Here is a 25,518-nt window from a genome sequence, read left to right as displayed (position 1 = left end):
GGTGAAAAACTCAACCTTACATATAAGGTTGAGTTTTTTTTGCACATATTTTCTTGGAAAAGGGAAAATTAAAGGAAGAGTGCTTATTTTAAAGGAGGAGTTGGAATGCTTGAAGGTAGATCAGCTTTAATTACTGGTTCCGGACAGGGGATTGGACTTGAAATCGCCACAGAATTTGCAAAAGCAGGCGCAAAGGTCATGCTTAATGATATCAATGAAGATACCCTCAACAAATCAGTAGAACAGCTACGTTCCCAAGGACATACAGTAGAAGGGGTCGTTGCCAACGTAGCGAAAGAAGAAGATGTGAAAAATGCAATTGAAGAAACGGTCAATAAATTCGGTAAAATTGATATTCTCGTCAATAACGCAGGGATCCAGCATGTCGCTCCAATTGAGGAATTCCCTAGTGAAAAATATTCATTGATCCTGGATATCATGCTGAAAGGTCCGTTCTATGGAACAAAATACGCGTTCCCACACATGAAGGAGCAAGGCTATGGTCGAATTTTAAATATGGCTTCGATCAATGGACTGATCGGTTTCGCAGGGAAAGCTGGTTATAACAGTGCCAAGCATGGGGTGATTGGGTTAACAAAGGTAGCTGCTCTAGAGGCGGCGGACCATGGTATCACCGTTAACGCAATCTGCCCGGGATATGTAGATACACCGCTGGTTCAAAACCAGTTAGAAGATCTTGCAAAATCGAGAAACATCGATAAGGAAAAAGCCTTGGAAGAAGTTATTTATCCACTCGTGCCACAAAATCGATTGCTTCAAGTGCAGGAAATTGCAGACTATGCGATTTTTCTTGTCAGTGAAAAAGCGAAAAGCATCACTGGCCAAGCAGCGGTCATCGATGGTGGTTACACCGTTCAATAAAAAAGAAACACGTCCTCTTTATGGGGGACGTGTTTTTCATTTCCTTCATCAAATGAAAAAGCTTCCCTCCTTAGGAGAGAAGCTTTTGCTATTTAATTGATGCCCATCATAGCAAGGAAGATAATCGCAATGGTTGCAATCATCGGAATAAGAAGACCGACAACAAAAACATCCTTGTAGGAATCTTTGTGGGTTAATCCTGTAACAGTGAACAATGTCAATAAAGCACCGTTATGAGGGAGTATGGAGGCTCCAGACGCTACCGAAGTAATACGGTGAAAAGCTTCAAGGCTCAACCCTTGATCAACAGCAATATTGTAATATTCTTGTCCGAGAGCTTCGAGAGCAATTCCCATTCCTCCAGATGCCGAACCGGTAATCATCGCAAGCAGACTGACGGCAAAAGCTTCGGAGAAAAACGGGCTTAGTGGGATACTGAAAATCAATTCCTTTACAGAGTCAAACCCAGGTGACGCTGTAACAACCGTACCAAATCCGACGGCAGCACTCGTGTTAATGGTAGCCATAACCGAGCCGGAAGCCCCGCCATTGATTGCTTTGATGAAAGCTTTATAATCTTTCCAGTTAAAGATCATGATTAGTATGATCCCGATGAGCAACGCGGCTAAAATGCTGATGTCAAAGGCGTTCAATGTCAAAACTACAGCGATTAGTGGAATGGTGGAGAGAATCCAGTTCGGAAGTTCTTCTTCGTTCACACTTTTAACTTGGTTGTCACCCTCAGGCTCCGTAAATTTCTCATCTTTATTATTCAGTTGTTTCTCACGGAATTTCAAATAAAAATATCCGCCGACAGCCATGATCAAAGCAGCAACAATCCCTAAGATTGGAGCAGCCATCGTGTCTGTTTTAAAGGTGTTGATCGGGATAATGTTTTGAATCTGAGGTGTTCCTGGAAGAGCGGTCATCGTAAAAGTGAATGCTCCGAGTACAAACGTTGATGGAATCAGCTTTCTAGAAACATTCGCCTCGCGGAACATCGCTACAGCCAAGGGGTACACAGCAAAGACTACAACAAACAAACTAACTCCGCCATACGTAAGAATAGCTGCCGATAAAAGCATGCCAAGAATCGCACGTTTTTTACCAATCACGCTTGAAATCTTATGAGCAACCGACTGAGCGGCTCCCGTGTCTTCCATCAATTTTCCGAAAATCGCACCGAAAAGGAAAATCGGGAAATAGTCTTTCGCGAAATCGACAAATCCTTGCATGTAGGTATCTGTGTACGCAGGCAGGATATCCATGCCGCTTAAAATCGCCACAATACCTGATACCAGTGGCGCAATCCAGATGATGGACCATCCAAGATAAGCCAAAAGCATAAGTAGTACGAGTCCAATTAGGATACTGATCATGATGAATCCCTCACTTTGTTTAATATCTGTTTTACTTTGTCCAAAACTGAAAAATAAATGAGGAATTCCATATGAATTCAAATGGTTAAAAGAAAACGAGCGGTCGATCCTTTGCTGAAGCTCTCTATTCTTGAAGACCCAGTTTCGAGACTTTTGAGGAGTGGAAGGGGATGAGGGAATGGCTTGCTTTCCACCACAGTGAGCTATCCCTGAAGCTCAACCAGGGCAGCGAACCTCGAACCATCTTGAATTTGTGTCTTACACCATCCTGCCATATTTTTGAATAAAAAAGCCGAGTATAACCTCGGAGGGTTATACTCGGCTTTGGTATTTATTGATCAGCCTGTGTTACGAAGTCCGGCTGCGATACCGCTGATGGTAAGAAGAACTTCTGTTAAGATATCTTCGTGATCATCGACTTGACGCAATTCTTTAATGAGTTCCACTTGAAGGAAGTTCAATGGATCTACATAAGGATTACGAAGTCGCACAGATTCTTTAATGGTCGGTTGGTGATCAAGAAGTTCCGCATCTCCTGTGATTTTCAGCAAGATGTCTTTGGTGCGATCGTATTCTTCCACAATTGTTTGGAAAATACGTTCTCCAAGTTCCTGATCATTGACAAGAGCTTTATATTCTTTAGCTGTTTGAATATCCGCTTTTGTCAGGGCCATCTGTAAATTATTGATGGTAGAACGGAAGAACGGCCAGTTCTCATACATTTGCTTGAGCACAGCCAGGTTATCTTCGTTATTCTCCACATAACTGGCAAGTCCTGTGCCGGCCGCGTACCAAGCTGGAATGAGCTGACGGTTTTGTGTCCAAGCGAAAACCCACGGGATGGCTCTTAAGTTTTCAAACTTAGAACTGTCTTTACGTTTCATTGGACGGGAACCGATGTTAAGCTCACTGATTTCTTGTAACGGAGTCGCTTCGTTAAAGTAAGTCAAAAAGTCGGAATCACCGAATACGAGCGACTGGTACTTTTTCAAGGATACATCAGAAATTTCCTCAAGGGCTTGTTCCCATAGTTCTTCCCTATGGTGACCTTGTTCGGATTCTTTTGAAATATTCATGGCGCCTTCGAGTAGGGTAGAGGCTCCTTGCTCAAGGCTTCGATATGCGATATCCCTCAGCAGGTAACGGGAAGAGAGAACTTCTCCTTGCTCGGTAATTTTCACACCTTCGCCAAGAGTCTCCACTGGTTGAGAAAGCAAGCTTCGGTTCAACGGTCCTCCGCCACGTCCTAGAGATCCTCCACGACCATGGAAGAATTTCAAACCAACATTGTATTCATGGGCCATATCGTGAATTTCCTGTTGGGCTTTGTAAAGTCTCCAGTTGGCTGTGAGTGTTCCGCCATCTTTACTTCCATCAGAATATCCAAGCATAATTTCCTGGTGATTTCCATGCTTTTCCAAGTGTTTGCTGTAGACATCCATTTCAAATAGAGTCTTTAAAATCTCAGGGCCAGCTACAAGATCATCGACGGTTTCTAGAAGGGGGGCCACATTCAAGTTGCTTTCCACTGTGCCATCTGCATGCAGACGGTAGATGCCAGCTTCCTTTGCTAGTACAAGGACTTCAAGAAGGTCACTTGCAGATTCCGTCATACTAATTAAATAGACTTCAATTGAACGATCACCGAATTCCTTATGAGCTCTACGGATCATCTGAAAGACATTCAGCATTTTTTGTGTCTCTTCAGAATAGTCTTCGTTCAATAATGAAATCGGACGTGGATCCTTCAATACATCTTGGAGGATTTCAAGCTTCTCCTGCTCTTCCAGGGAAGCGTAGTCCTCGACAATTCCTACTTTTTGTAGAAGTTCTGAGACAGCTGATTCATGTTCGCCACTATGATTTCGAATATCGAGTGTGGCGAGGTGGAAACCGAATAGTTCCACTTGACGTATCAGTTTGCGCAGCTTTTTCAGTTCGCGTTTGTTCGGCTGGTGTGTTTGTGCACTGTCACGTATTTGACGCAAGTCCTTGAGAAGCTCGTCCGCATAACCATAGCCGATATCAGACTTACCTACTTGACGAAGGCGTTCCAGGATAATGGCGAATTTACGGCGGTAAATTTCGCGGTCCACACGCCATTTCTTCCCTTTTGGAAGCATGGGTTCTTCTCGTTCAATGGCGTTTTTTAACTCATCGGTGACGGTTACCTGTGTGGAAGAATGGCTGAATCGCTTCATCAGCTCGACGAGTACCTCATCATATTTTTTCAAAACCAGTTTTCGCTGTTTTTGAAGTGTCTGCCACGTAATTTCAGGTGTTACGTTCGGGTTTCCGTCTCGGTCGCCGCCGATCCAGGAGCCAAAACGAAGGAAGTTCGGGACGTTCCAATCTTCATTTGGATAGTGATCCTCCAACCGAGCTTCGAGCTCTTGGTGGATATCTGGAAGCACGTCAAATAAGGTTTCGTCAAAATAATAAAGCCCGTTGCGCACTTCATCCATAACGGTTGGCTTACGCTCGCGTAATTCATCTGTCTGCCAAAGAACCGTGACTTCATTTTGAAGGCTGTCCTGTAAGCTCTCACGTTCGCTCTTCGTCAATTGAGGATGATCAAGCTTTTTAAGGATTGTTGCAATACGCTTCTGAATCTCAAGCACAGTCCGCTTTGTAGCTTCTGTAGGGTGGGCAGTAATAATTAATTCCAGAGAAAGCTTGTTCAAGACCTCTTGAATTGCCCCTTTAGAAAAGTCATTCTTTTTCAAATTCTGTACAGCGCTTTCGAGCGAGAATGGTTGTGCGCCATGATCTTCGCGTAATTGATATTCGCGGCGACGGCGAATGCGATGATTTTGTTCAGCTATATTAACGAGGTGGAAATAAATCGAGAATGCGCGGATGACTTGGGAGCGCATTGGTGGTTCGAGGTTTTGAATCTCATCTTTCAGTTGGTTATATGTTGAGGGATCTGGATTATTCCTCAAGTCTTTCGTTAATTGTCGGATCGTTTCTACTTTGTTTAGTAGTTCCTCTCCGCCGTGGTGGACGAGAATATCACCCAGCATTTTTCCTAATGCATGGATGTCCCGGCGTAAGGGAGTTGTATGATCGCTTGTGTTTTTTACAGTAGTCATACTTTCACCTTCCTGTCAGATCAATTTAAGTATAATAAAATGGCCTATGTGTTTCATAATGTTATCAGAATAATTTGCATAGTCAAACACTTCGATCCGTGATACCATCAACAGTTACCCAGTTTTAAACGTCAGAAAAATATGGCAAGTATAAGGATGACAACACATGTAAGCGTTAACTTATAATCATGCATAAACATACTTCTACTATTTTAAATTCTTTCCCATCAAAACACAAAATGAAAATCTTAGCTGAAGGATTTGGAAGAATATGTATGACCTGGTCACCCAATGATTTCCATGAATATGGGTTGCTGGAGCTTTCCTCCTGGTGGGGTGTATAGGAATGGGGGGAGTATGAAAAGGTAAGAGGAGAGAACGCCGCGCATTCTCCCCTCTTAAGTGTTATGTATATTTATTGAGACTCATTTCATAAAGGCTCCATAATTCGTCTTCGAAAGGGCGGTGGTTTTTGAAGTAGCGGTCTTTGGTGAAACCAGCCTTTTCGTAACAGCGCATGGCTCCTTTATTGAAGTCGAAGACACCTAATGTCAGTCTTTCTAGTCCAAGGTGCTGGAAGGCGTACGTGGAAATTAGCTGAATCATATCTTTGCCATAACCTTTTCCTCTGTATTCGGGAGAAACGATGACCTTTCCAATTCGTCCTTGTTTTTTATCTTTATCTATCCGTCCAATGGAAAGGTGTCCAATGATTGTACGCACTGATGGATCATACACTTGGAAGGCTTGTCGGTCTTGTGCATCGTTGTAATCCATCAGTTGCTGGTGGGTTAATGGGAAATTGAACATCGGCCCTCCCCATTGCATAAGGAATCTCGGTGATTCAATCCAACTAAGTAATATTTGAAAATCTTTTTCTTGGAAAGGGATCAATTGAAGCATGGCCTTTCTCCTTTCATTACTTTTTATCGATGATACAATACTTTTGAAAAATTATGAAAAAATTCGTGACATTACATCTATACACATGGGATGATAAACTATTGTACAGTTAACGTTGGTAGAGGAGGGAATCTAGTGGCAGATAAAGAAAAAGATCAAGTCATTGATGAAGCCGTAGGAGAAAAAGATATACGAAGGTTAGAGTTTCGTGGAGGAGTCTTTACCGCGACCATTCCTTTAGTCTTTTTCATCATATGGGCGATTGTATTAAGTGTCACAGGGCTTGTGACCGAACAAGCATTAGTACTCGGGATGGTCATTGGAATTGCCATTGGTTTATTCTTATGTAAATCCAAATGGTCGGATTATGCACAAAGCTTAATATCCGGCATGGCCCAGCCAGTAGGGGTCGTTGCCATCATTGCCTGGTTTTGGGCAGGGATGTTTGCAAACATGTTATCCGCTGGCGGATTAGTCGACGGCCTTATTTGGTTCGGTTTCCAATCCGGACTGGAAGGGGGAGCTTTTGTCGGCATTACTTTTCTTCTAGCAGGGTTGTTTTCAACAGCTGTCGGTACCGGTTATGGTACAGTAGCGACTTTTGGTGTTCTGATGTATCCGGCTGGAGTCATTCTAGGAGCAGATCCTGTTATTCTCCTGGCTGCGATTTTAAGTGGAGCTGTCTTTGGAGATAACCTGGCCCCTGTATCAGACACGACCATTGTTTCTGCAACAACTCAAGATGCGGACGTACCAGGAGTTGTCCGTTCACGTTTTAAATATTCCATTACTGCAGCCATTCCAGCTCTCATTTTATTTGTAATTTTTGGCGGTGGTGGAGAGATGGGCAGTCAGCAAGTGGTCAGTCAGCTTCAAAATGAAGTTTCACCTGAAGGGCTTCTCATGTTGGCTCCATTTGCATTGGTTCTCTATTTAGCCTTAAGCGGTCACCATTTATTGACCTCGCTTTCGTACGGGATTTTGGCAGCAGGCGTGTTTATCCTTCTTTCCGGTCATTCCTTGAAAGAGGTCCTGCATATCCATAAGAACGATGCGGGAGAAGCGGTGATTGAAGGGGCGTTAATTGATGGAATCAGCGGCTATTTTAATATGGCTATTTTAATTTTATTCATATTGGCAGCCGCTTATCTGTTGGACGTAGCAGGTACGATGGATGTCATAAAAAACTTCTTCTTGAAGCTGATCAACAATGTTGTCCGCCGAGCTGAACTTTCAATTTTCGGAATAGTCGCTTTCTTGAATGTATTTATAACGATTAACACGGCAGCTGAGATTGCTGCGGCACCTTTTGTTCGTAAACTAGGTACAGAAATGAATATCCACCCGTATCGAAGAGCCAACTTGCTCGATACCGTCACATCTTCACTTGGCTACATCTTCCCGTGGAGTGGCGGGGTTTTGCTCGCATGGGCTACCGTCCAGGGAGCAGCCGATCAATATGATTTCCTTCCTGTCGTCGGACCTGGCGAAGTCTTTCCGTTCGTCTTCCAGGGATGGTTATTATTAATTGTCATGTTTATTGCGGCATGGACAGGATGGGGACTTCGTTACACCGGTAAAAATGGTGAGGAAGTTAAACCAGAGGATTTTAAAAAATGAGTGGTAAGAGTAACCCCCTGAGTGGTGATCACTCAGGGGGTTGTTTTTGTGTTACGCATGAATATGGGCCTTTACTTCTTTCATTTGATCCAGGTGTCGTAGTTCATGCCAACCGATAAATTCAACCCATTGTTCCAAGTTCATATCTCCGAAAGCGGGGTGAGGGAATACGCGGTTTTGCAAAGTATCCTCTTCTTTATTATGAATCAGGAACAAAGTTGCTTCGCGTGTCTTTTTCAAACCTTCTTTTGCATCATCCAGGGTCTTGAATTCTCCCTTCGGGCGGACGGCCTCTGGTGCATCAACTTTATAGTCGCGGTTTGTCGTCTTATGGATCGGTTTTTCTGTTGCCTGTTGAGTGTCTCCCTGTTTAAGAGCCTGGTTAATCTGATAAACGATTAATTGTTCCATTAAGTATAAGTGTTCTAAAACTTCAAGAATCGACCAACGATCTTCTTCAGGCTTAACGGATGCTTCTTGCTCTGAAACTTCCTCAACAAAATGGAGCAGTTCCTTTCTTTTCTCATCTAAGCCATACATACAGATTCTCCCTTTCAAGTGAAGTTACATAGAGTCTATCACAACTCTAATAAAAGTTTCTTTCCCCAGCCCCTCCAAAAATGAAACCTTTTCCACCACCTTTCGTATGTACAGACAAGAAAAGGAAAAAAATGCATGACCATGTCATACAAATTATTCCAATTATGATTGAGGAGGGATCAGGTGAAGAAACTCCTTGGAGCTTTTATCGCTTTCCTTTGTTTCATCGGTGCTGTGGTATTCTTTGTCGATGCTAAAGAAGAATCTGTCCTTCAGAGTAAGGAAGAGGTAGAAATTGGTGTACCAGGTGTTACAGGATATTCCATTACATATGACAGCAACGGTACTGAAATCCCGGGTCTTTGGGTTGAACCGGAGGATATTGATGGGAAACTTCCCTTACTCATTCATAATCGCGGTGGGGTGGGAGAAAGTTCGTTGACTGATGCACAAGAACTTAAAAACCTATCTTATTGGGCAAAGCAGGGATATGTTGTATTGGCGTCTCACTATAGGGAAAACGCAGAAGGTAAGTTTGAACCAACCCATACGGAAGATTTTGTCCGAGACGTGCTGGATATAAAAAAGGTTGGGGCAGAGTTGGCACATGTAGATGAAGAGCGAACGGTCATGCTTGGATACTCCCGTGGCGGGTGGATGAGTTTACTCGCTGTTCAACAGGATATGGAGGTTGATGCCCTCGCTGTCATTGGAGGCATTACCGACTTAAAGCAGCTGTATCTCACACAGCCTGAACCTTTCCAACAGCAAATCGAACAGCTGATGGGAGAACCAGGTGGAGAACAAAGCTGGTATCGTGAACTTGCCCCGATTCATTGGGTGGCGGATCTTGATGTACCAACACTAATGCTTCACGGAGAAAGGGATCAGACAGTCCCGGTTGAACAGGCGCGAGTGTTTGCAGACTTGATGGAACGTAATCATGATCTTCATCGGTATGTTGAGTATGAAAATGGAGATCACGGTCTAAGGCTGCATTTCAATGAGTATGCTCCTGAGGTGTTGAATTGGTTTGAAAAGCATCTAGAGGAAAAATAAAATGTACATAGGCCGGTATAATCATCGCCAATGGGATATAGATACGTAAACTTTAGGACTCGATTATAATCCATCGTGGTATAGAAGCAATGAGGAAGCATAAATAACCATAGAATACGATAAGGAGGAACATACAATGAGCGACTACTCCATTGATGAATTTATTAGAAAAACGAAGCAGGATGAATCCGAGAATGATTATTTTGAACTGGAGACTCCGAGAATTCTTGAGGTCAACCTTCTCGATCAAGTGTGGGCGAAAGCGGGAGCGATGATTTCCTATAATGGAAACATTAAATTTGAAAGAGAGGGGATCCTTGAGCATGGCGTCGGTCGTTTATTTAAAAAAGCTATGACCGGCGAAGGAAGTTCTTTAATGAAGGCCACTGGGCGCGGGCGCCTTTACCTTGCCGACCAGGGCAAGAAGATTACTATTTTCGATCTGGATAATGAAACCATTACGGTGAATGGGAACGACCTTCTTGCCTTTGAACCGAGCATTGACTGGGATATTAAATTAATGAAAAAAGTAGCCGGTATGGTTTCTGGCGGCTTGTTCAACGTGACCCTAAGCGGTAGTGGGCGCGTCGCGATTACTTCGCATTATGAACCCTTAACATTGTTGGTCCGTCCTGGAGAACCTGTGATTACTGACCCACATGCTACTGTTGCCTGGTCCGGACACTTGGAGCCCAATTTCAAAACAGACATTAGTTTTAAAACGCTGATTGGACGTGGAAGCGGGGAGTCCATTCAAATGGAATTTGAAGGAGAAGGGTTCGTCATTGTGCAGCCGTTCGAAGAAGTTTACACGACGGGACAGAGCTGAGCGGGAGCGGATTTTTTTACAGACAGGCATGAGCATGTTAAGCTTTGAATACAATAAAAGCAAAGAAGTACTCGATGTGCTTTCAATAGAAATTTTTAATCTGTTATCCTTTACTTCGTTACAAAAACGTAGTACTATGGGTACTAACAAAAATTAAATAACGGAAACTTCTTATCCAGAGAGGCGGAGGGACTGGCCCTTTGATGCCCGGCAACCATCGAATCAATCTAAGGATTGACGAGAACGGTGCCAATTCCTGTAGAATGGATCACCATTCTAAGAGATGAGAGGATCGTGCGGATATTAGCGACCCCTTTTCTTACTGGATAAGAAAAGGGGTCTTTTCGTATAAGCACCATAACCGTCAAGGCTCTCGATAGAAGTTGCGTTAAGGGAAAGGAAAGATGTCAAATGGCAACAGCTATTTTCGGTGCAGGATGTTTTTGGGGAGTAGAAGCATTTTTTGAAAAATTTGAAGGGGTTACAGAAACGAAGGTCGGTTATATTGGCGGCCATCTGGAGAACCCGACATACGAGCAAGTTAAAGCAGGTAAGAGTGGACACGCGGAATCAGTGAAAGTGAACTACGATCCAACTGTCATCACCTATGCAGAACTTGTGAATATCTTCTTTGAAGCTCACGATCCGACTTCCCGCAATAAGCAGGGAATCGACGTTGGTCACCAATACCGTTCTGTCATTTTTTATTCAGATGCAAGCCAGCAATACATTGCTGAAGAAAAAATTAAAGAGTGGGAAGAAAAAGGGATTTTCAAACGTCCTATTGTGACAGAAGTAGAAGAGGCTACGACCTTTTATGAAGCCGAAGAGTATCACCAGAAATATTTGCAAAAGCATGGCTCCGCCGCATGCTCCATTGGATAATAAGAAAGGACCCTTTCATAAGGGTCCTTTTTATTTCGGTGAGGCTCAGCTTCAAAAAACTTTGTGCTATGAATCAGGGAGGCGTGGATGCCTCATAAGGGTTCTGCCAAATCTCTGATCATCCATAAAAGTTGTTGGAAGAATCAATCTTCCTTTTGCCTGGATACATCCATGGCTTTTAAGAAATAGGCTGTAGGGAGAAGGATGCCGATTCCTGATTCAAGCAATGCAAAAAAGCGTGCCATCCCAACAGGCAGCATGTCCCCATAACCCACGCTCAACAATGTTTCCCCACTAAAGTAAAGCAAGTCCAAAAAGGTTGGGTCGACAGGTTCCCGGGATGATAGACTAGTAATTAGAATGACTCGATCTATCGATAGCAGATAGTAAAGGAGTGCAAATCCCAATAAGAGACCTGTGAGGACAAAAAATAATTGAAAAAAGAGTGCTGTGCTGAAGTAGCTTTTTCTGTACGTTTTATTCGTGAAAAAGTACACGAGATTCGCTGCAATGAAAATGATTGCAACGAGGAATAGAGTTTGTACCATTTTCTCTTCTCCTTTTTAAGTAATATGGAAAGGCTATTTCAGCGTCCCCTGGGTAAAGACGAGCAAGCCGTTATAGAAAAAGTACTACCCTGTGTAGAAGTTGCTGTAAACATAAATGAGAGGAAAGGGGCTGGGCTTTTGTGGATAAATGACGCGATATTGATCGTGATGTGTGCTTTCATGGTATTGGGAGCGCTTGATTATTATGTACTTAATCATCGCCTATCTCTCGGCTGGCGGTTTTACGAAGCGTTTATGATGATGGGACCGCTTGCTCTTTCGATGGTAGGAATCATCTCCCTCGCTCCTGTACTGTCCCAGTGGTTGGCCCCAGTCATCCGCCCGGTGTTTTTATGGTTTGGGGCAGATCCATCGATGTTTGCATCCATGATGCTTGCTATTGATATGGGGGCCTACCCTTTGGCAGAAACCCTAGCTTTAGAAGAGGAAGCGGCTACTTTTTCCTGGGCACTCCTCGGCACGATGATGGGCCCAACGCTTGTTTTCACTATTCCTGTTGCGCTTACGATTGTAAAAAAGGAGGATCGTCCCTTCTTTTCAAGAGGAATTTTAGCAGGTTTAGTTACGGTGCCGATCGGATGCTTTGTCGGGGGTGCTCTGGCAGGATATGAATCCGTTTGGATGTTACGTAATTTGACGCCGGCAATCTTGCTTTCCGCTGTCATCGGGACAGGGTTGTGGTTGTTCACAAACGTAACGATCCGGTTATTTTCTTATTTCGGAAAAACCATTGAAATTATGATTATTACTGGTCTCGCTCTCATAATTATCGAAACACTGACAGGGTTTGTTGTCCTCCCGGGGATGGCTCCTTTATCTTACGGGATGGTTATTGTCGGAAGGATTACCGTTACATTAGCTGGCGCATATCCTCTTGTTGCTTTCATCAATCAGCGGGGAGAAAAATGGATAGGGCGACTGAGTGGTAGATTAGGGATGAATTCTACGTCCTTAACAGGTTTGATTGCTTCCACGGCGCATCATTTACCTATGCTGGCGACGATGAAAGACATGGATGAACGAGGAAAAACGGTCAACGCTGCATTTGCCGTGAGTGGAGCGTTCGTCATAGGCAGTCATTTCGCATTTGTAGCGAGTGTGGAAAAGGATATGATTTTTCCAGTATTGATCGGTAAATTGACAGCAGGCCTCTTGGCTGTTGGACTGGCTTTGTGGATGACGAGAGAAAGCAAATCATTTTCTTCGAGTGTCGAAACTCTATATAATGAAAAGTGAATCTAATGAAAAAGGAGTTTTTTCATGAAGACAGAAATGAGAAAGCATTATCATGAATACATTGAAAAATTCAAGAAAGCAACTCCTGAGGAAATTCAAGAAAAGATGAAGAAAGCGATTGATGAACTTGAATCTTCAAATGACGGAGAGGGTTTGTCTACAGGAGAGAAAGCGCCAAACTTCAATTTGCCTGACGCGAAGGGAGAAACGGTCGAACTGTATGAACAATTGAAAAGTGGACCGGTTGTTCTTACTTTTTACCGCGGAGGCTGGTGCCCTTACTGCAACATGGAACTGAGAGCCTATCAGCAGATTTTAGATGAGATTCATGGACAAGGAGCTGAATTAATGGCGATCAGTCCACAAACTCCCGATCAGTCATTGACCACCCAGGAGAAAAATGAACTGAACTATCACGTACTGAGCGATGTTGGAAATGAAGTGGCCAATCAATATAACTTAGTGTATCCATTACCAGATTATCTGGTTGAGGTGTACAAAGACAAAGGGCTGAACGTGGATAAACACAATGGCGACGAAACATGGACCCTGCCTGTCTCCGCCACTTATATCATTGATACAGATGGGACGATTGTGTATGACTACACGAAGGCTGATTACAAAGATCGAGCCGAACCATCTGATGTTCTTGAAGAATTAAAAAAAATAAACAATTAATAGCTTACAAAGCGCCCTCTAGATCCGGAGGGCGCTTTCATTTTTTTACATAAAGAGATTCAGATTCATAAAAAAGAAATAGGCAGCAAGGATGAATATAAGGATGCAGGACTGTAGACAAAGCCCAACGATGCTGCATATCTTTCCACCTAGGGCGTAACGATATCCCGGGGCATCTGTGGAGAGTTCATCAAGAGCTTTATTTGCGAAAAGAAATCCGAACCATCCAAGAATGATACCGACAAAGGGAAGAAAAATAGACATCATTCCTAACACACAAGAGGTAACGGTCTTTTGATACATCAACAATCACCGCCCACTACTTTGTATATCGATTGGCGTAACTGCTTGCTACAATGGAATCCGGTTTAATCTTCGCTTCCATTCCGAGGGACTCGATTCTGGCCATCATTTCATTTACATAGACTCTTGTCCTGTTTCGATCTCCACTCCCAATATCAATGTGCCCTTCAATTGTAAACGTGGCTCCTTTATAGATATAAGGGAGGACAACTTCAATGAGGGTGTTCTTCTTTTCTTCTGTAAACAAGGAAGCCACTTGTTCCGTTAATGATGTCTCGTAGGAAATACGTTCATGCAGGGTAGTCATTTGTCTGTGCACGACTTCTTTGCGGAAACAGGCCCAGGCCCCTTTTCCCACTCGTTGGATGACAATGCCGGTAATGAACAGGGTGTGGGAGGGATGAACTTGGGAATCCGTCCCCATCATTAACTTGTAATCCCCGATCGGATCACTTTTCATAAACGTCAGAATATGAGAAAACACTTCTTCGAACTTCATTTTTTTATGGGTGAGGTTTTGAAATACATGGGATTGGTTCACAGTAGCCAACTCCTTAAATTTTTCAAAAGAAAGGGATTGTACGTCAATGAGCTAGTGACCATTCTGTTATTAAGATATTCATAGACCTACACGAAAGATAACATGAATTTATCGAGAGTATGTGTCAGTGTTGAAAAATTTATGTACATTTTCATTGAAAAAAAGTTTTGTTCTCTATGTACCAAGGGTATCAGTACCGCAAATCGAGAAGGAGGATTACACAGAAGTTCCGGAACTAAGTGTTAAATAAAAACTCCCTTTATTTGAAGACTCAGTTTCGAGACGTATGTTGAGGAGATGGGGGCTGTGGGGAATGACTCGCTTTCCGCGGGAGCGAGCTGAGCACATACCGCGCTCCCTTAAAGGAAGCCTGGTCTGGTTGAAATAATGGATGACACTCCCTGGCCATGGATACGGGGGCAGGGAAACAACGAATTTCAGTGGTTTGCATCAGTCAGTAGAAAAACACACACGTTCGATATGAATAAAACAATAACGAAAGGAGGGGGGATGGTGGTCGAGGAGGTCCTTCGAAGAATTCCTTCTTTAAACGCAGGAGAAAGATTCATATTCGGAATTGATGGTTTGAGTCGTTCAGGGAAAACGACGCTTACTGAGAAAATAGAAAAGGAACTCAAGAAATCTTCTTTTCCAGTCGTAACGTATCACATCGATGATTACGTGGTGGAAAGAGAGAGGAGATACAATACCGGGTATGAACCATGGTACGAATATTATTTTCTACAATGGGATGTCAAAGCATTAAAGGAAGACTTATTTGAAGCGCTCGAAAAAGAGAGGGCTTTAGTTATTATAGAAGGTGTATTTTTGCAAAGGGAAGAGTGGCGAAGTTTTTTTGATTTTGTGGTCTAGGTCCAGTGTCCAAGAGAAGAAAGGTTTTTAAGAGAAAGTAAGGAAACGAGAAAGAATATCGATAAATTCAAGGAACGGTACTGGAAAGCGGAAGATTACTACATAGTAACGACCGATCCTGAAAGCCAAGCCGATTTGATTATAAAGTCCTCTTTATAAAAACAAAAAAGGAGAAAAGGCGCACCTTTTCTCCTTACATGTGTTAAAAAATAAAGATCCACATGAGAATAGCTGTTATGACAAATGTGATGGCGTAAATGGTCGTCAGTAATGGAATGCTCCCCGTGTCACTCCCGGCATTCTTCAACTGCTTGGCATCATCTTCAGGTGACGATGTGTTTTCGGGTTTGTTTACATTTTTAGCTATAACGATTGTGCCTATCAAAGCAGCTAGCGAGGCAATGATGGCAAGTCCGTAATAAATCGGGTACATAGGATGTGCTCCTCTCCCTTTTGTTACCTCTATTATAATAGAAGGAAGGTGGAAGTTCTAAAATTCTATATGCTACATATTTTCAGGTGCCTGAATCCCGAGAATGGACAAACCGTCTTTTAATTGGTAGTTAACGGCATAAATCAATGAAAGGAGTGCTTGTTCCTCTGCACTTCCCACTACTTTTGTAAGGGCGTAAAATTTATTGAAGTGACGGGCAACGTCCAACAGGTGTTTGGCAAGTTTGGATGGGTCATACTCCTGATAAGCCTTTTCAATCACTTCAGGGAAAAGGCGGATGGTTTTGATCAGTGGCCAAGCGGATGCTGTTTGAACGTCTGTTACAGGATTATTGGGATCAAAGTTCCCTTTTTCCAGTAAAGATACGGTTCGAGCATAGGTGTACTGAAGGTATGGAGCCGTATGGCCTTCAAAAGTAAGCATATCTTCCAAAGAAAATTCGACATCATTGCGACGATCGTGTTTAAGGTCGTGAAAGATGACAGCACCTACTCCAACTTGTTCCGCGACCTCTTCAGCGTTCTTCAATTGAGGGTTCTTTTCCTTTATATTATTCGCAGCTTGGGAAATGGCCTCTTGCAGCACTTGTTCCAGTAAAACGGTCTTCCCCTGACGTGTGGACATTTTCTTGCCGTCTTGAAGCATCATTCCAAAAGAGATATGTTTTAATTGATCCGCCCAGGCAAAATCTGCTTTTTTCAACACATGCTTGATCTGCTGGAAATGAAGGGTTTGCTCATGGCCGACCACATAGAGGGCTTCATCAAAGTTATACGTTTGTTTCCGATCAATCGCAGCTGTTATATCCCTTGTGGCATAAATGGTCGTGCCATTGCTTTTTTGAATAAGGCAGGGAGGTAATTCTTCCTCATCAAGGCGGACGACTTGAGCTCCATCCGATTTTTCCAACAATCCCTTTTCCTGCAGCATGTCGATGGTCGTATCCATTTTATCATTGTAGTAGGCTTCGCCGCGCGTCAAGTCGAAGGTGATGCTTAAGAGATTGTAAATCTTTTCAAACTCTTCCAGTGAAACGGCTTTAAACCATTTCCACAAGGCAATCGCCTCTTCATCGTTATCCTCCAATTTCTTGAACCATTCTCTACCTTCGTCAATGAAGGATGGATCTTCTTTTGAAGCATGGTGGAACTTTACATACACTCGGGTCAATTCTTGAATTGGATTCTGCTTGAGACTTTCTTCCTGGCCCCATTTGAGATAAGCGGCTAATAGTTTTCCGAACTGAGTACCATAGTCTCCGATGTAATTGATCTTCACGGTTTCATATCCACATTTTTGAGCAAGGTTGGAAAGGGCGTTTCCAATGACCGTGGATCTTAAATGGCCCATAGAGAAAGGTTTGGCAATATTCGGAGCTGACATATCAAGGACGATAGTCTTTCCCTTTCCAAATTCGTGAGCCCCAAAGGCTTCCGGGTCCTGGTAAAATTGGTTCAACGTATGTTCAGCGACAAACCCCTGATCAAGAAAAATATTAATATAGCCGCCTACTGTCTGCACATCTTTGAATATCGGGTGTTTCAATTGACTGGAAACTTCCTCAGCAATCAGATGCGGGCTTTTTTTCAACGTCTTTGCCAGGGGGAAGCAAGGAAAAGCCAGGTCACCATGGCTGGACTGCTTAGGGGTTTCAATCTGTTGCTGCACCCAATCCCGTGGATATTCCTCCCCAAGGATATGAGCGATCTGCAGGGCAAGTATTTGTTTTTCCATAAACGACACCTCCATAAAAATAAAAAACCTCGTCTCTAAAAAAGAGACGAGGTTTGTGCTCGCGGTACCACTCTTATAGCTATCGAATAGCCACTCGACGTTGTTAACGGGGGCGTCCCCGGCTTTTTCCCTACTCTATGATTCAGGAAAGCTTCTCAAAAGTCCGTTTCACTACTGAAATCCTGCTCAGGCTTCCACCCCCCCTGAGTCGCTGGTCTGTTTCTGGTAGCTACTCTCTTTTTCCTAGAATTTCTATATTTGAAAAGATTATAGCGGAAAGCATTCCCTTTTGCAATCCTTTCTTTGCGAATATCTTGGTTTATTTAGGTGAACATACGATATAGAGGTGATCGATGATGGATTGGATTTGGAAAGCTGTTCTCATTATTATTGTAGGGACAATCATTCTTCGTATTGCTGGTCGGAAATCCATTTCACAGATGACTTTATCACAGACAGTCATCATGATTGCGATCGGTTCCTTACTGATCCAACCTGTGGCGGGGAAAAATATATGGGTGACATTCGGCGTTGGGGGAGTGCTTGTCCTTACACTGATGGTTATGGAATTCAGCCAGGTGAAATTCGATTTTATGGAACGTTTCCTCACAGGCAGGTCTGTATCCATTATTGAAAATGGACAGTTAAATGAAAAGAATATAAAGAAACTACGTTTTACTGTTGACCAGTTGGAGATGAAGTTAAGGCAGAGCAACGTCACGTCCATTGCTGACCTTAAGTCGGCGACCCTGGAACCAAACGGGCAGGTCGGGTTTGAGTTTAAAGAACATAAAAGACCAGCGACAAAGCAGGACATTGATGACTTATACCAACAAATTCTTTCGTTGAAACAGATGTTAAATCCAAATCAGGCCGCACAAATCCCGACAGCGAAACCTCCTGCTGAAGATTTATTTAAGGAAGTAGAAACGAAGCAACACCAACACGTTCATCCAGATCGTTTAAATTAAGTCCCCGTGCAGGCATTTTGATCTATTCCTTGATATAATGGAACAGAGGTGAGAAAAGTGGAATCCGTAAACACCATTGAAGAACTACAGGGATTTGTTCATGAACATCCGCTTTCGATTGTTTATGTATCCAGGCCCGGATGTTCGGTCTGCCATGGTTTGCTTCCGCAAGTAGAGAACTTATTGAACGACTATCCTGAAATTGTATCCAGGCATGTGAACGCTGATGAAGTTCCGCAAGTGGCCGGAGAGTTTTCAGTCATGACGGTGCCAGCTGTTTTGATCTATTCTGAAGGGAAAGAATTATTCCGCAAAGCCCGCTTTGTTCCACTCGGGGAACTGAACCAGCAACTTGCCAAACTGAATCATTTCATTAATGAAGGATGACCATCTGTTGAAACCCTCAACAGATGGTTTTTTTTCATATGATCATACAAAAATAAAGTCTGATAATTCCCTCAATTTTGCTTTCTCCGGCTTTTCTTGAAAATTCAATCCGCAAATACATGTCTGAGACGAGATTATTTGCGATGAGAAGCGATGAATTGGAAATACCTCTCCATGAAACCGTTTACACTAACTAATTGGCGTATATAGACCCGACTTGCCTAAAACCCCTTGAATAAGATTTGCCCAATGTTATGATGAAAAACGTCTTAAACAAAGCGAACAAAAAATGCGAACGGGAGAGATTAACCCAAATGATTAAACAAACGATTGCTTTTCTAGGTGCAGGCTCTATGGCTGAAGCGATGATTTCAGGCATGGTGGAATCCGGCAATATTCCAGCTGAGAACATCATCGTGACCAATAGAAGTAATCAAGAACGTTTAAACACAATAAATATTAAATACGGCGTACGCACAGTATTGAAAGATGAATTGAACTTTGCAGAAGTCGATCAGTTCATTTTGGCAATGAAGCCGAAAGATATTGATGCTGTACTTGCTGATTTAAAAGATAAATTGACAGCAAACCAAGTACTTGTTTCTGTACTTGCGGGAATCTCAACATCATATATGGAAGAACGATTGAATGAAGGACAGCAAGTCATCCGTGTGATGCCTAATACGTCAAGCATGCTTCGCGAATCTGCGACAGCCATTTCGCCAGGACGTTTTGCAGACATGGACAATGTACTTGTAGCAAAAGAACTACTGAAATCCATTGGCGAAGTTTTCGTCATTGAAGAAGATAAAATGGACGTATTCACAGGAATAGCAGGAAGCGGACCCGCTTACTTCTATTATTTAATGGAACACATTGAAGAGACGGGTCGTGCAGAAGGCATGGATCGCGAAACTCTTCGTGAAATCGGAGCACAAACGTTGCTTGGAGCAGCAAAAATGATGTTGGAACGTGATGAAAGCCCGACAGAACTACGTGAAAACGTGACATCTCCGAACGGTACAACAGCTGCAGGGCTCAACGCTCTTGATGAAGCAGGTGGAGGTTACGCCATCTCTGAAGCGATTAAAGGAGCAGCCAGCCGCTCGAAAGAATTAAGCAAAGAACTTGAAGGACTACTTGTAGGCAGTAAGTAAACAAAGCAAATTGATGCGAAAAAGTTAAACAGGAGTGATATGTTGAGTCAAGATAAAAAAAGGGTAGTAATTAAAATAGGGAGTAGTTCCCTCACCAGCATGCACGGTGAAGTCAGCCGCCGCAAATTAGAAAAATTAGTAGATGAAGTCGTCCAATTGAAAGACGATGGCCACGAAGTTCTACTCGTATCCTCAGGGGCCGTAGCCGCAGGTTATCGTAAACTCGGTTGTCTTGAGCGCCCGAGCTCTTTGCCTGAAAAACAGGCAGCCGCATCCATTGGCCAGGGATTGTTGATGGAATCTTATTCCGATCTTTTCCTATCCCACGGTTATATGGGTTCCCAGATCCTCATTACCCGCAGCGACTTCTCTGACGAAGACCGCTACAACAATGCACGTAATACGATTAATGTCCTGCTTGAACGCGGCATTATCCCAATCGTCAACGAAAATGACACAATTACGATCGATCGACTGAAATTCGGTGATAACGATACACTTTCTGCAAAAGTAGCAGGACTTGTGGACGCAGATCAATTGATCATCCTTTCCGATATTGACGGACTTTACGATGCAGACCCTAGAAAAAATGAGGACGCGAAACTACTTGATAAAGTCCACGAAATTACCCCAGAAATCGAAGCCGCAGCTGGTGATCCAGGTAGTGCAGTCGGCACAGGCGGTATGAAGTCCAAGATTGACGCATTCAAGATTTCCATGGCATCCGGCATCTCTTCCTTCTTAGGAAAAGCAAACACGCCGAACATCGTTTATGATGCTGTGTACGGAAATGCAACAGGAACGTATTTTGAAACAACGACAGACTCTGAAAACCTTGACCAGAAGAAGCAGTGGATTGCTTTCAACTCTGGGCCAGAAGGTGAAGTCATTATCGACCATCGTGCAAAAGAGTCCATTGTTGAAATGAAGAAAAGTCTCCTGCCGATGAACGTTCATCATGTAAAAGGACGTTTTGAAAAAGGTGCCGTTGTGCGCATTCACGATCTTGATGGAGATGAGATCGGTCTAGGCGTTGTCAATTATTCTTCAGATGAAATGGAAGAAATGATCAGCCTGACTGAACCTGAACTTGAGTCTTATGAACAAGCAGCAATTGAACGTAAAGATTTTGTCTGCCACTTAGACGTTGCCCTGCCCGTAGGTGTTTAAAATAATCAAGGAGGTCTTTGATGACACTAACAACTAATGTAAACGTTGAAGCACAAGCAATGGAAGCGAAGAAAGCTTCGAAGAAATTGATGATTCTTTCTGAAGAAGAGAAGAACCAGGCGCTGAATCACTTAGCCGATGTACTTGAACGTGAATACGAGACAATTTTAGCTGCCAATGAGAAAGATCTGGCGAATGGACGTGAAAAAGGCTTCACCGATGCATTTATGGACCGTCTATCCCTTTCTAAAGAACGTGTAGCTGAGTTCGCCCAAGGGTTACGTGATGTTTCCAAACTTGAAGATCCGACTGGTCAAGTGGTGACAGATTGGACACTTGAAAATGGTCTGCAAGTTGAAAAAGTAACCGTACCTTTAGGTGTCATCGGTATGATTTACGAAGCACGCCCGAACGTGACCGTCGATGCGACTGGTCTTGCGCTGAAATCTGGTAATGCGATTGTTCTGAAGGGTGGATCTTCTGCAATTAACTCGAACCAGGCAATTGTTGAAGTGATGCACCGTGGTCTTGAAGAAACGAAGATTCCGAAAGAAGCGGTACAATTCATCGCATCCACAGACCGCGCAGCAACGAATGAACTTTTCAAAATGAAAGAACACATCGACGTTCTCATCCCACGTGGTGGCGGCAAGTTGATCCAGGCTGTCGTTGAGAACGCAACCGTACCTGTACTTGAAACAGGTGTTGGGAACTGCCACATCTATGTCGACAAACATGCAGACGTTGAAAAAGCGATCAACATTCTCGTGAACGCGAAAACAGACCGCCCGGCGGTATGTAACGCTGCAGAAACACTTGTCGTCCACAAAGAGTGGTTGAACGACAATAAAGATGCGCTTATCGCAGCATTGAAAGAAAACAACATTGCTGTACACGGCGATGAGTATATCCTGGATATCATCCCAGGTTCTGTACTTGCCGGCGAAGAAGACTGGGCGAACGAATACTTGAGCACAGACATCGCCGTTAAAGCTGTAGACGATTTAACCGATGCGATCGCACACATCGAAACGTACGGCACGAAACACTCAGAAGCGATTGTGACCGAAGATGATGAAGCAGCACAGACATTCTTTGCACTAGTGGATGCTGCCGCGCTTTATCACAATGCCTCCACACGTTTCACAGACGGTGGTGCGCTAGGATTCGGAGCCGAAATCGGTATTTCCACACAAAAATTGCATGCCCGTGGCCCTATGGGACTTCCTGCACTGACGACAGTGAAGTTCTTAATGAAGGGAACCGGCCAAATTAGATAAGGTTCTTTTGTGGAAGGGAAACTCTCAAGAGTTTCCCTTCTTTTTTGTGATGAGGAGGGTAGGAAAGTGCCCTAATGGTGGGGGAAAGTGACTTAACGCGATCGCAAAGTGCCCTAACTGAATTTAAAGTGCCCTAACTGGTAAGGAAAGTGACTTAACGGCTGCTGAAGGTTACCTAACTAAATCTATCGTATATTTTCTTGCCTTCGAGTGACGATTGTTGTGGGTACAGCATTGGTTTAGGAGAGTACGAGCCACCTTTACGGACCCGATTCCAGTTGAAGCACGGAATTCTGCATTTGTAATCGTGTCTCCGATCAGCAATTGATGATCTTTCAATAAATGTAGATGAGCATCTTTTGATTTAGATCCACAACTTTCACAAAGCCAATGATCACGGCGCCGAACCATACCAAGTAAGCGGCACGAGGGACACGGCACTCCCCAATTGAGCTCATCTTTTGAAATGCCATATTGCTTCATGACATCTGAATCATAGGGGATATATTCAGCCTTAATCCGTGCTGAGAATTCGTCCAAGTGATCGTCAGTCCACACATTTTTTCCTTTGAAATTTTCCATGAATTTCGTTAGGTGAGTCGGTAGTTGTTTTGCGAAGATGACTCTTTTTCTTTTACTAAGATCTTCTCCTTGGAATGTAAGAGAGGCATTGGAGTTTGCGATGACTATGAAGGAGTAGATGGGGATGGAGGGGAAGCCGGATCTCTTGATCCAGCGTTGCAATTGAAATTTCTGCAGTGCTACTTGTATAAAGGGATCTTGGAATATCTCGATTTTTCCATCTATTGTTCTTATGAGTTTCCGTTGGTCAAGATCGAAATGGAGTTCCCCTTTGTAGTTTTTTACTTCCAAAATAACCAGGCATTCCTTAGAAATAAGCAGAGTGTCTATCTGAAAAGGTTGGATCCCATCGTGAAGCCTGACATCCTGCCTGCTTATTCCTGGAAAGTACTTCATGTAGTGTTCAGCTGTTGACTCACCAAAATGCCCGGCAGACAAGCGGCCTAAACGGTTTGCCATTTCCTCTCTGAGGGGATGATGGGTGGAAACCCTATTAAGAAGAGATTCAAGCTTTAAGAGTTCTAGTGATTTTTCTCGAGACATGTTCTAACTCCTTTTACAAAAAATTCATTCTATTATATGATGGTGTAATCTTTATTTTTAGGAGGGATTGGATGAGACAAAGAGAAGCAGTAGAAAAGATCACGGAAAGCTTGAAAGCAGATGATCTCGTGAAGGCTGTTTTTTTAAAGGGGTCGATGGGGCGCGGGGAGGAAGACGAGCACTCGGATGTGGATTTGTATGTGCTGGTCGATGAGGTGGACAAGGAAGCTTTTCTGAAAAATAGACAAAAGCATCTCGAAAGCTACCAGCACATCATTTTTTATGATGATATCTTTATTATCGCTCCACAAATCATTGCTGTGTATGAAAATTTGCTTCACGTGGATCTTTTTACGGTTACTGAGGAAACACTCGTACATAAAGATTTTTTCCGCGTTCTCTATGATCAGGAACAGCGTATGGAAAAGCATGAATCTCATCAGAATCTCTATTTATCTGAAAAGGACTTTTTATATGCGGTCGATGACACGGCTTTCTTCTTCCTGCAATACAAGAAAGCGGCTGATCGTGGGAATGACCTGTGGGCTGTAAAGGTAGCCAACGATATAGGCGTGAATGTGGCAAAGGTTCTACTGAAAAAATACGCACCGGATCGAGCGCAGCTGGGTTTAAAGGCTGTCCCACATGCACTTCCATCTGCTCATGTTCAGGAGATGGAGAACGTGTATCGTAGTATATCATTGGACCGTCATGAAAAGGCCGTGGTTCAAATGGCTGCTATGATGGAAGACCATCTGGAGTGGCTTGAAGATTATTGGGGGAGTGAAACTTATACCATTCCTTTCTTGAAGAGAATGATAGAAGAAATGAAAAATAGAACCCCCTGATCAGGGAGTTCTAACGATTAGAATGATTGACCGGCCATCGCTTGAGAGAGCGTGGCGGTGGTTGTGACATTTCTGAAGTCGACACCGAGCTGAACGGCTGTCTGAGCAATTTCAGGTCGAATACCGACAACGGTTGATGAAACACCAATCAGTTGTAAACTATCAATCAATTGAAAAATTTGTTGAGCCACCATCGTGTCAACGAGATAAACACCGGATAGATCGATATAAAGGACATCAATATCCTCTTCCGTACAGTTTTTCAAGGTGTTTTCCAAAATCGCCGTCGCACGTTCGGTATCAATATTACCGACTAATGGGAGTAAGGCCCGGTCATTGGATAACTGAATGAGCGGTGAACTCAATTCGTTAATCACCGTACGTTGATGGTCAATTTTTCTGTTCAACTGATTGGATTTTTCTTCTGTAACTTTAAACATGATCTCATCAAAAACTTCGATTAACAAACGTTTCCATTCATTTTCTAGGTCGCGGGATACAGGCGTTTCCTGTTGAAGGATGAATTCTTCCAGGAAATCCAAATACTGTTCACGAACACGCATGAATTCCCGAATGATTTCGTGGGTAGGTGTGTTTAAATGCTGCGGATCTCTACCGACATTAATAATCCACCCGTTGATTTGTTTGAAAAATTCGTCACGCTCCAATATGAAAAGCTGGCGCATATATTTGTGAAATTCATAGTTCTGAGCTTTTAAATGATCGACGACTTCTGAATCCGTAGCTGCATACACCCCTGAAACGTCATGTTGATTCAGAGAATTGTACCACTCATCTGTTAAAACTTCAGCTTTTTGCAAAAGAAAGTCATGTAAAGCTTGGTTCGGTTCCATTTGCAAGCTCCTCTCTGTTCTATGAGCCTCTATTTGACTAGTTGGAGAGGATCATCAGTTACTCCCATTATAAATGGTATAACTATTCATTTCCAATAGGATTGACTTAAGGTTATTAAAAAAGGGAATATCAAAACGAGGAGGTG

Annotated in this window: 24 protein-coding genes, 1 pseudogene, 1 riboswitch and 1 other annotated feature; of the genes and pseudogenes, 14 read left to right on the top strand and 11 right to left on the bottom strand. The window is 43.2% G+C overall.

Annotated elements, in window-relative coordinates:
• Positions 1–105: 105 nt before the first annotated feature.
• On the top strand, positions 106–882 hold the full coding sequence (locus tag HFA01_RS09180) for a 3-hydroxybutyrate dehydrogenase (RefSeq protein WP_146815469.1): 777 nt from the start codon (positions 106–108) through the stop codon (positions 880–882).
• Between the two features lie 92 nt (positions 883–974).
• Here HFA01_RS09180 and HFA01_RS09175 read toward each other — a convergent pair whose 3' ends face one another.
• The 3 genes from HFA01_RS09175 to HFA01_RS09165 all read right to left on the bottom strand — a co-directional run bounded on the left by HFA01_RS09175 (position 975) and on the right by HFA01_RS09165 (position 6,259).
• Positions 975–2,261, bottom strand: coding sequence for a GntP family permease (locus HFA01_RS09175; RefSeq protein ID WP_174787817.1), 1,287 nt, complete (start codon positions 2,259–2,261; stop codon positions 975–977).
• A 338-nt stretch (positions 2,262–2,599) separates the two neighbouring features.
• On the bottom strand, positions 2,600–5,356 hold the full coding sequence (gene ppc, locus HFA01_RS09170; RefSeq protein ID WP_146815467.1) for a phosphoenolpyruvate carboxylase: 2,757 nt from the start codon (positions 5,354–5,356) through the stop codon (positions 2,600–2,602).
• Between the two features lie 405 nt (positions 5,357–5,761).
• Entirely contained in the window at positions 5,762–6,259 is a 498-nt protein-coding gene (locus tag HFA01_RS09165; RefSeq protein ID WP_146815465.1) for a GNAT family N-acetyltransferase, read from the bottom strand.
• A gap of 135 nt (positions 6,260–6,394) precedes the next feature.
• Here HFA01_RS09165 and HFA01_RS09160 point away from each other — a divergent pair, with 135 nt between their 5' ends.
• Complete coding sequence (locus HFA01_RS09160) at positions 6,395–7,879, top strand: Na+/H+ antiporter NhaC family protein (RefSeq protein WP_146815463.1); 1,485 nt, start codon at positions 6,395–6,397, stop codon at positions 7,877–7,879.
• A gap of 51 nt (positions 7,880–7,930) precedes the next feature.
• On the opposite strand, the gene HFA01_RS09155 is transcribed toward HFA01_RS09160, so the two are convergent.
• Positions 7,931–8,419, bottom strand: a complete 489-nt coding sequence (locus HFA01_RS09155; RefSeq protein ID WP_146815461.1) for a DinB family protein — start codon at positions 8,417–8,419, stop codon at positions 7,931–7,933.
• Between the two features lie 183 nt (positions 8,420–8,602).
• Here HFA01_RS09155 and HFA01_RS09150 point away from each other — a divergent pair, with 183 nt between their 5' ends.
• The 3 genes from HFA01_RS09150 to msrA all read left to right on the top strand — a co-directional run bounded on the left by HFA01_RS09150 (position 8,603) and on the right by msrA (position 11,192).
• Positions 8,603–9,478, top strand: a complete 876-nt coding sequence (locus tag HFA01_RS09150) for an alpha/beta hydrolase family protein (RefSeq protein WP_167506215.1) — start codon at positions 8,603–8,605, stop codon at positions 9,476–9,478.
• A gap of 136 nt (positions 9,479–9,614) precedes the next feature.
• The gene (locus HFA01_RS09145) at positions 9,615–10,307 is read left to right on the top strand and encodes an AIM24 family protein (RefSeq protein WP_146815458.1); all 693 of its coding nucleotides are present in this window, start codon (positions 9,615–9,617) and stop codon (positions 10,305–10,307) included.
• Between the two features lie 168 nt (positions 10,308–10,475).
• Positions 10,476–10,597, top strand: a riboswitch (SAM riboswitch).
• 121 nt (positions 10,598–10,718) lie between these two features.
• Complete coding sequence (gene msrA, locus HFA01_RS09140) at positions 10,719–11,192, top strand: peptide-methionine (S)-S-oxide reductase MsrA (protein ID WP_146815456.1); 474 nt, start codon at positions 10,719–10,721, stop codon at positions 11,190–11,192.
• 143 nt (positions 11,193–11,335) lie between these two features.
• Here the strand turns inward: msrA and HFA01_RS09135 are convergent, their stop codons facing one another.
• Positions 11,336–11,740 (bottom strand): ion channel, encoded by a 405-nt coding sequence (locus HFA01_RS09135; RefSeq protein WP_146815454.1) that lies wholly within the window; start codon positions 11,738–11,740, stop codon positions 11,336–11,338.
• A gap of 138 nt (positions 11,741–11,878) precedes the next feature.
• On the opposite strand from HFA01_RS09135, the gene eutH reads away from it, so the two are divergent.
• Entirely contained in the window at positions 11,879–12,997 is a 1,119-nt protein-coding gene (gene eutH, locus HFA01_RS09130; protein WP_218027763.1) for an ethanolamine utilization protein EutH, read from the top strand.
• Between the two features lie 24 nt (positions 12,998–13,021).
• A complete protein-coding gene (locus HFA01_RS09125; protein ID WP_146815452.1) occupies positions 13,022–13,675 on the top strand; it encodes a peroxiredoxin-like family protein in 654 nt (217 codons plus the stop codon).
• Positions 13,676–13,720: 45 nt separating this feature from the next.
• On the opposite strand, the gene HFA01_RS09120 is transcribed toward HFA01_RS09125, so the two are convergent.
• Positions 13,721–13,981, bottom strand: coding sequence for a DUF4190 domain-containing protein (locus HFA01_RS09120; RefSeq protein ID WP_146815450.1), 261 nt, complete (start codon positions 13,979–13,981; stop codon positions 13,721–13,723).
• A gap of 13 nt (positions 13,982–13,994) precedes the next feature.
• Positions 13,995–14,477, bottom strand: a complete 483-nt coding sequence (locus HFA01_RS09115; protein WP_146815846.1) for a ribonuclease H-like YkuK family protein — start codon at positions 14,475–14,477, stop codon at positions 13,995–13,997.
• Between the two features lie 552 nt (positions 14,478–15,029).
• Between HFA01_RS09115 and HFA01_RS09110 the strand changes: the two are divergent.
• A pseudogene (locus HFA01_RS09110) lies at positions 15,030–15,551 on the top strand (AAA family ATPase).
• A gap of 43 nt (positions 15,552–15,594) precedes the next feature.
• On the opposite strand, the gene HFA01_RS09105 reads toward HFA01_RS09110, so the two are convergent.
• Together HFA01_RS09105 and argS are read right to left on the bottom strand one after the other, a co-directional pair.
• The gene (locus tag HFA01_RS09105; protein ID WP_146815448.1) at positions 15,595–15,825 is read right to left on the bottom strand and encodes a hypothetical protein; all 231 of its coding nucleotides are present in this window, start codon (positions 15,823–15,825) and stop codon (positions 15,595–15,597) included.
• Positions 15,826–15,897: 72 nt separating this feature from the next.
• Entirely contained in the window at positions 15,898–17,580 is a 1,683-nt protein-coding gene (gene argS, locus HFA01_RS09100) for an arginine--tRNA ligase (RefSeq protein ID WP_146815446.1), read from the bottom strand.
• Between the two features lie 39 nt (positions 17,581–17,619).
• Positions 17,620–17,834, bottom strand: a binding site (T-box leader).
• Positions 17,835–17,936: 102 nt separating this feature from the next.
• On the opposite strand from argS, the gene HFA01_RS09095 reads away from it, so the two are divergent.
• From HFA01_RS09095 to HFA01_RS09075, 5 genes are all read left to right on the top strand, one after another.
• Positions 17,937–18,551: a DUF421 domain-containing protein gene (locus HFA01_RS09095; RefSeq protein ID WP_146815444.1), complete on the top strand. Its 615-nt coding sequence runs from the start codon at positions 17,937–17,939 to the stop codon at positions 18,549–18,551.
• A gap of 57 nt (positions 18,552–18,608) precedes the next feature.
• Positions 18,609–18,938: a thioredoxin family protein gene (locus tag HFA01_RS09090; RefSeq protein ID WP_146815442.1), complete on the top strand. Its 330-nt coding sequence runs from the start codon at positions 18,609–18,611 to the stop codon at positions 18,936–18,938.
• 314 nt (positions 18,939–19,252) lie between these two features.
• Complete coding sequence (proC, locus tag HFA01_RS09085) at positions 19,253–20,095, top strand: pyrroline-5-carboxylate reductase (protein WP_146815440.1); 843 nt, start codon at positions 19,253–19,255, stop codon at positions 20,093–20,095.
• A gap of 39 nt (positions 20,096–20,134) precedes the next feature.
• A complete protein-coding gene (gene proB / locus HFA01_RS09080) occupies positions 20,135–21,265 on the top strand; it encodes a glutamate 5-kinase (protein ID WP_146815438.1) in 1,131 nt (376 codons plus the stop codon).
• Positions 21,266–21,285: 20 nt separating this feature from the next.
• Positions 21,286–22,545 (top strand): glutamate-5-semialdehyde dehydrogenase, encoded by a 1,260-nt coding sequence (locus HFA01_RS09075; RefSeq protein ID WP_146815436.1) that lies wholly within the window; start codon positions 21,286–21,288, stop codon positions 22,543–22,545.
• A gap of 171 nt (positions 22,546–22,716) precedes the next feature.
• On the opposite strand, the gene HFA01_RS09070 is transcribed toward HFA01_RS09075, so the two are convergent.
• Positions 22,717–23,670: a nuclease-related domain-containing protein gene (locus HFA01_RS09070; RefSeq protein ID WP_146815434.1), complete on the bottom strand. Its 954-nt coding sequence runs from the start codon at positions 23,668–23,670 to the stop codon at positions 22,717–22,719.
• Positions 23,671–23,741: 71 nt separating this feature from the next.
• Between HFA01_RS09070 and HFA01_RS09065 the strand changes: the two genes are divergently transcribed.
• Positions 23,742–24,518 (top strand): nucleotidyltransferase domain-containing protein, encoded by a 777-nt coding sequence (locus tag HFA01_RS09065; protein ID WP_146815432.1) that lies wholly within the window; start codon positions 23,742–23,744, stop codon positions 24,516–24,518.
• Positions 24,519–24,535: 17 nt separating this feature from the next.
• Here HFA01_RS09065 and HFA01_RS09060 read toward each other — a convergent pair whose 3' ends face one another.
• Complete coding sequence (locus HFA01_RS09060; protein ID WP_146815430.1) at positions 24,536–25,372, bottom strand: STAS domain-containing protein; 837 nt, start codon at positions 25,370–25,372, stop codon at positions 24,536–24,538.
• Between the last annotated feature and the right edge of the window lie 146 nt (positions 25,373–25,518).

The sequence above is a fragment of the Halobacillus faecis genome, assembly GCF_007991335.1.
GTDB lineage: Bacteria > Bacillota > Bacilli > Bacillales > Halobacillaceae > Halobacillus > Halobacillus faecis.
This window is presented reverse-complemented; position numbering and strand designations above follow the sequence as displayed.

Excerpts from the sequence above, each read along its gene's own strand:
- HFA01_RS09180 (WP_146815469.1), top strand. The coding sequence starts at position 106 with ATGCTTGAAGGTAGATCAGCTTTAATTACTGGTTCCGGACAGGGGATT.
- HFA01_RS09175 (WP_174787817.1), bottom strand. The coding sequence starts at position 2,261 with ATGATCAGTATCCTAATTGGACTCGTACTACTTATGCTTTTGGCTTAT.
- ppc (WP_146815467.1), bottom strand. The coding sequence starts at position 5,356 with ATGACTACTGTAAAAAACACAAGCGATCATACAACTCCCTTACGCCGG.
- HFA01_RS09165 (WP_146815465.1), bottom strand. The coding sequence starts at position 6,259 with ATGCTTCAATTGATCCCTTTCCAAGAAAAAGATTTTCAAATATTACTT.
- HFA01_RS09155 (WP_146815461.1), bottom strand. The coding sequence starts at position 8,419 with ATGTATGGCTTAGATGAGAAAAGAAAGGAACTGCTCCATTTTGTTGAG.
- HFA01_RS09145 (WP_146815458.1), top strand. The coding sequence starts at position 9,615 with ATGAGCGACTACTCCATTGATGAATTTATTAGAAAAACGAAGCAGGAT.
- msrA (WP_146815456.1), top strand. The coding sequence starts at position 10,719 with ATGGCAACAGCTATTTTCGGTGCAGGATGTTTTTGGGGAGTAGAAGCA.
- HFA01_RS09135 (WP_146815454.1), bottom strand. The coding sequence starts at position 11,740 with ATGGTACAAACTCTATTCCTCGTTGCAATCATTTTCATTGCAGCGAAT.
- HFA01_RS09125 (WP_146815452.1), top strand. The coding sequence starts at position 13,022 with ATGAAGACAGAAATGAGAAAGCATTATCATGAATACATTGAAAAATTC.
- HFA01_RS09115 (WP_146815846.1), bottom strand. The coding sequence starts at position 14,477 with ATGAAGTTCGAAGAAGTGTTTTCTCATATTCTGACGTTTATGAAAAGT.
- HFA01_RS09105 (WP_146815448.1), bottom strand. The coding sequence starts at position 15,825 with ATGTACCCGATTTATTACGGACTTGCCATCATTGCCTCGCTAGCTGCT.
- argS (WP_146815446.1), bottom strand. The coding sequence starts at position 17,580 with ATGGAAAAACAAATACTTGCCCTGCAGATCGCTCATATCCTTGGGGAG.
- HFA01_RS09095 (WP_146815444.1), top strand. The coding sequence starts at position 17,937 with ATGGATTGGATTTGGAAAGCTGTTCTCATTATTATTGTAGGGACAATC.
- proC (WP_146815440.1), top strand. The coding sequence starts at position 19,253 with ATGATTAAACAAACGATTGCTTTTCTAGGTGCAGGCTCTATGGCTGAA.
- proB (WP_146815438.1), top strand. The coding sequence starts at position 20,135 with ATGTTGAGTCAAGATAAAAAAAGGGTAGTAATTAAAATAGGGAGTAGT.
- HFA01_RS09075 (WP_146815436.1), top strand. The coding sequence starts at position 21,286 with ATGACACTAACAACTAATGTAAACGTTGAAGCACAAGCAATGGAAGCG.
- HFA01_RS09070 (WP_146815434.1), bottom strand. The coding sequence starts at position 23,670 with ATGTCTCGAGAAAAATCACTAGAACTCTTAAAGCTTGAATCTCTTCTT.
- HFA01_RS09065 (WP_146815432.1), top strand. The coding sequence starts at position 23,742 with ATGAGACAAAGAGAAGCAGTAGAAAAGATCACGGAAAGCTTGAAAGCA.
- HFA01_RS09060 (WP_146815430.1), bottom strand. The coding sequence starts at position 25,372 with ATGGAACCGAACCAAGCTTTACATGACTTTCTTTTGCAAAAAGCTGAA.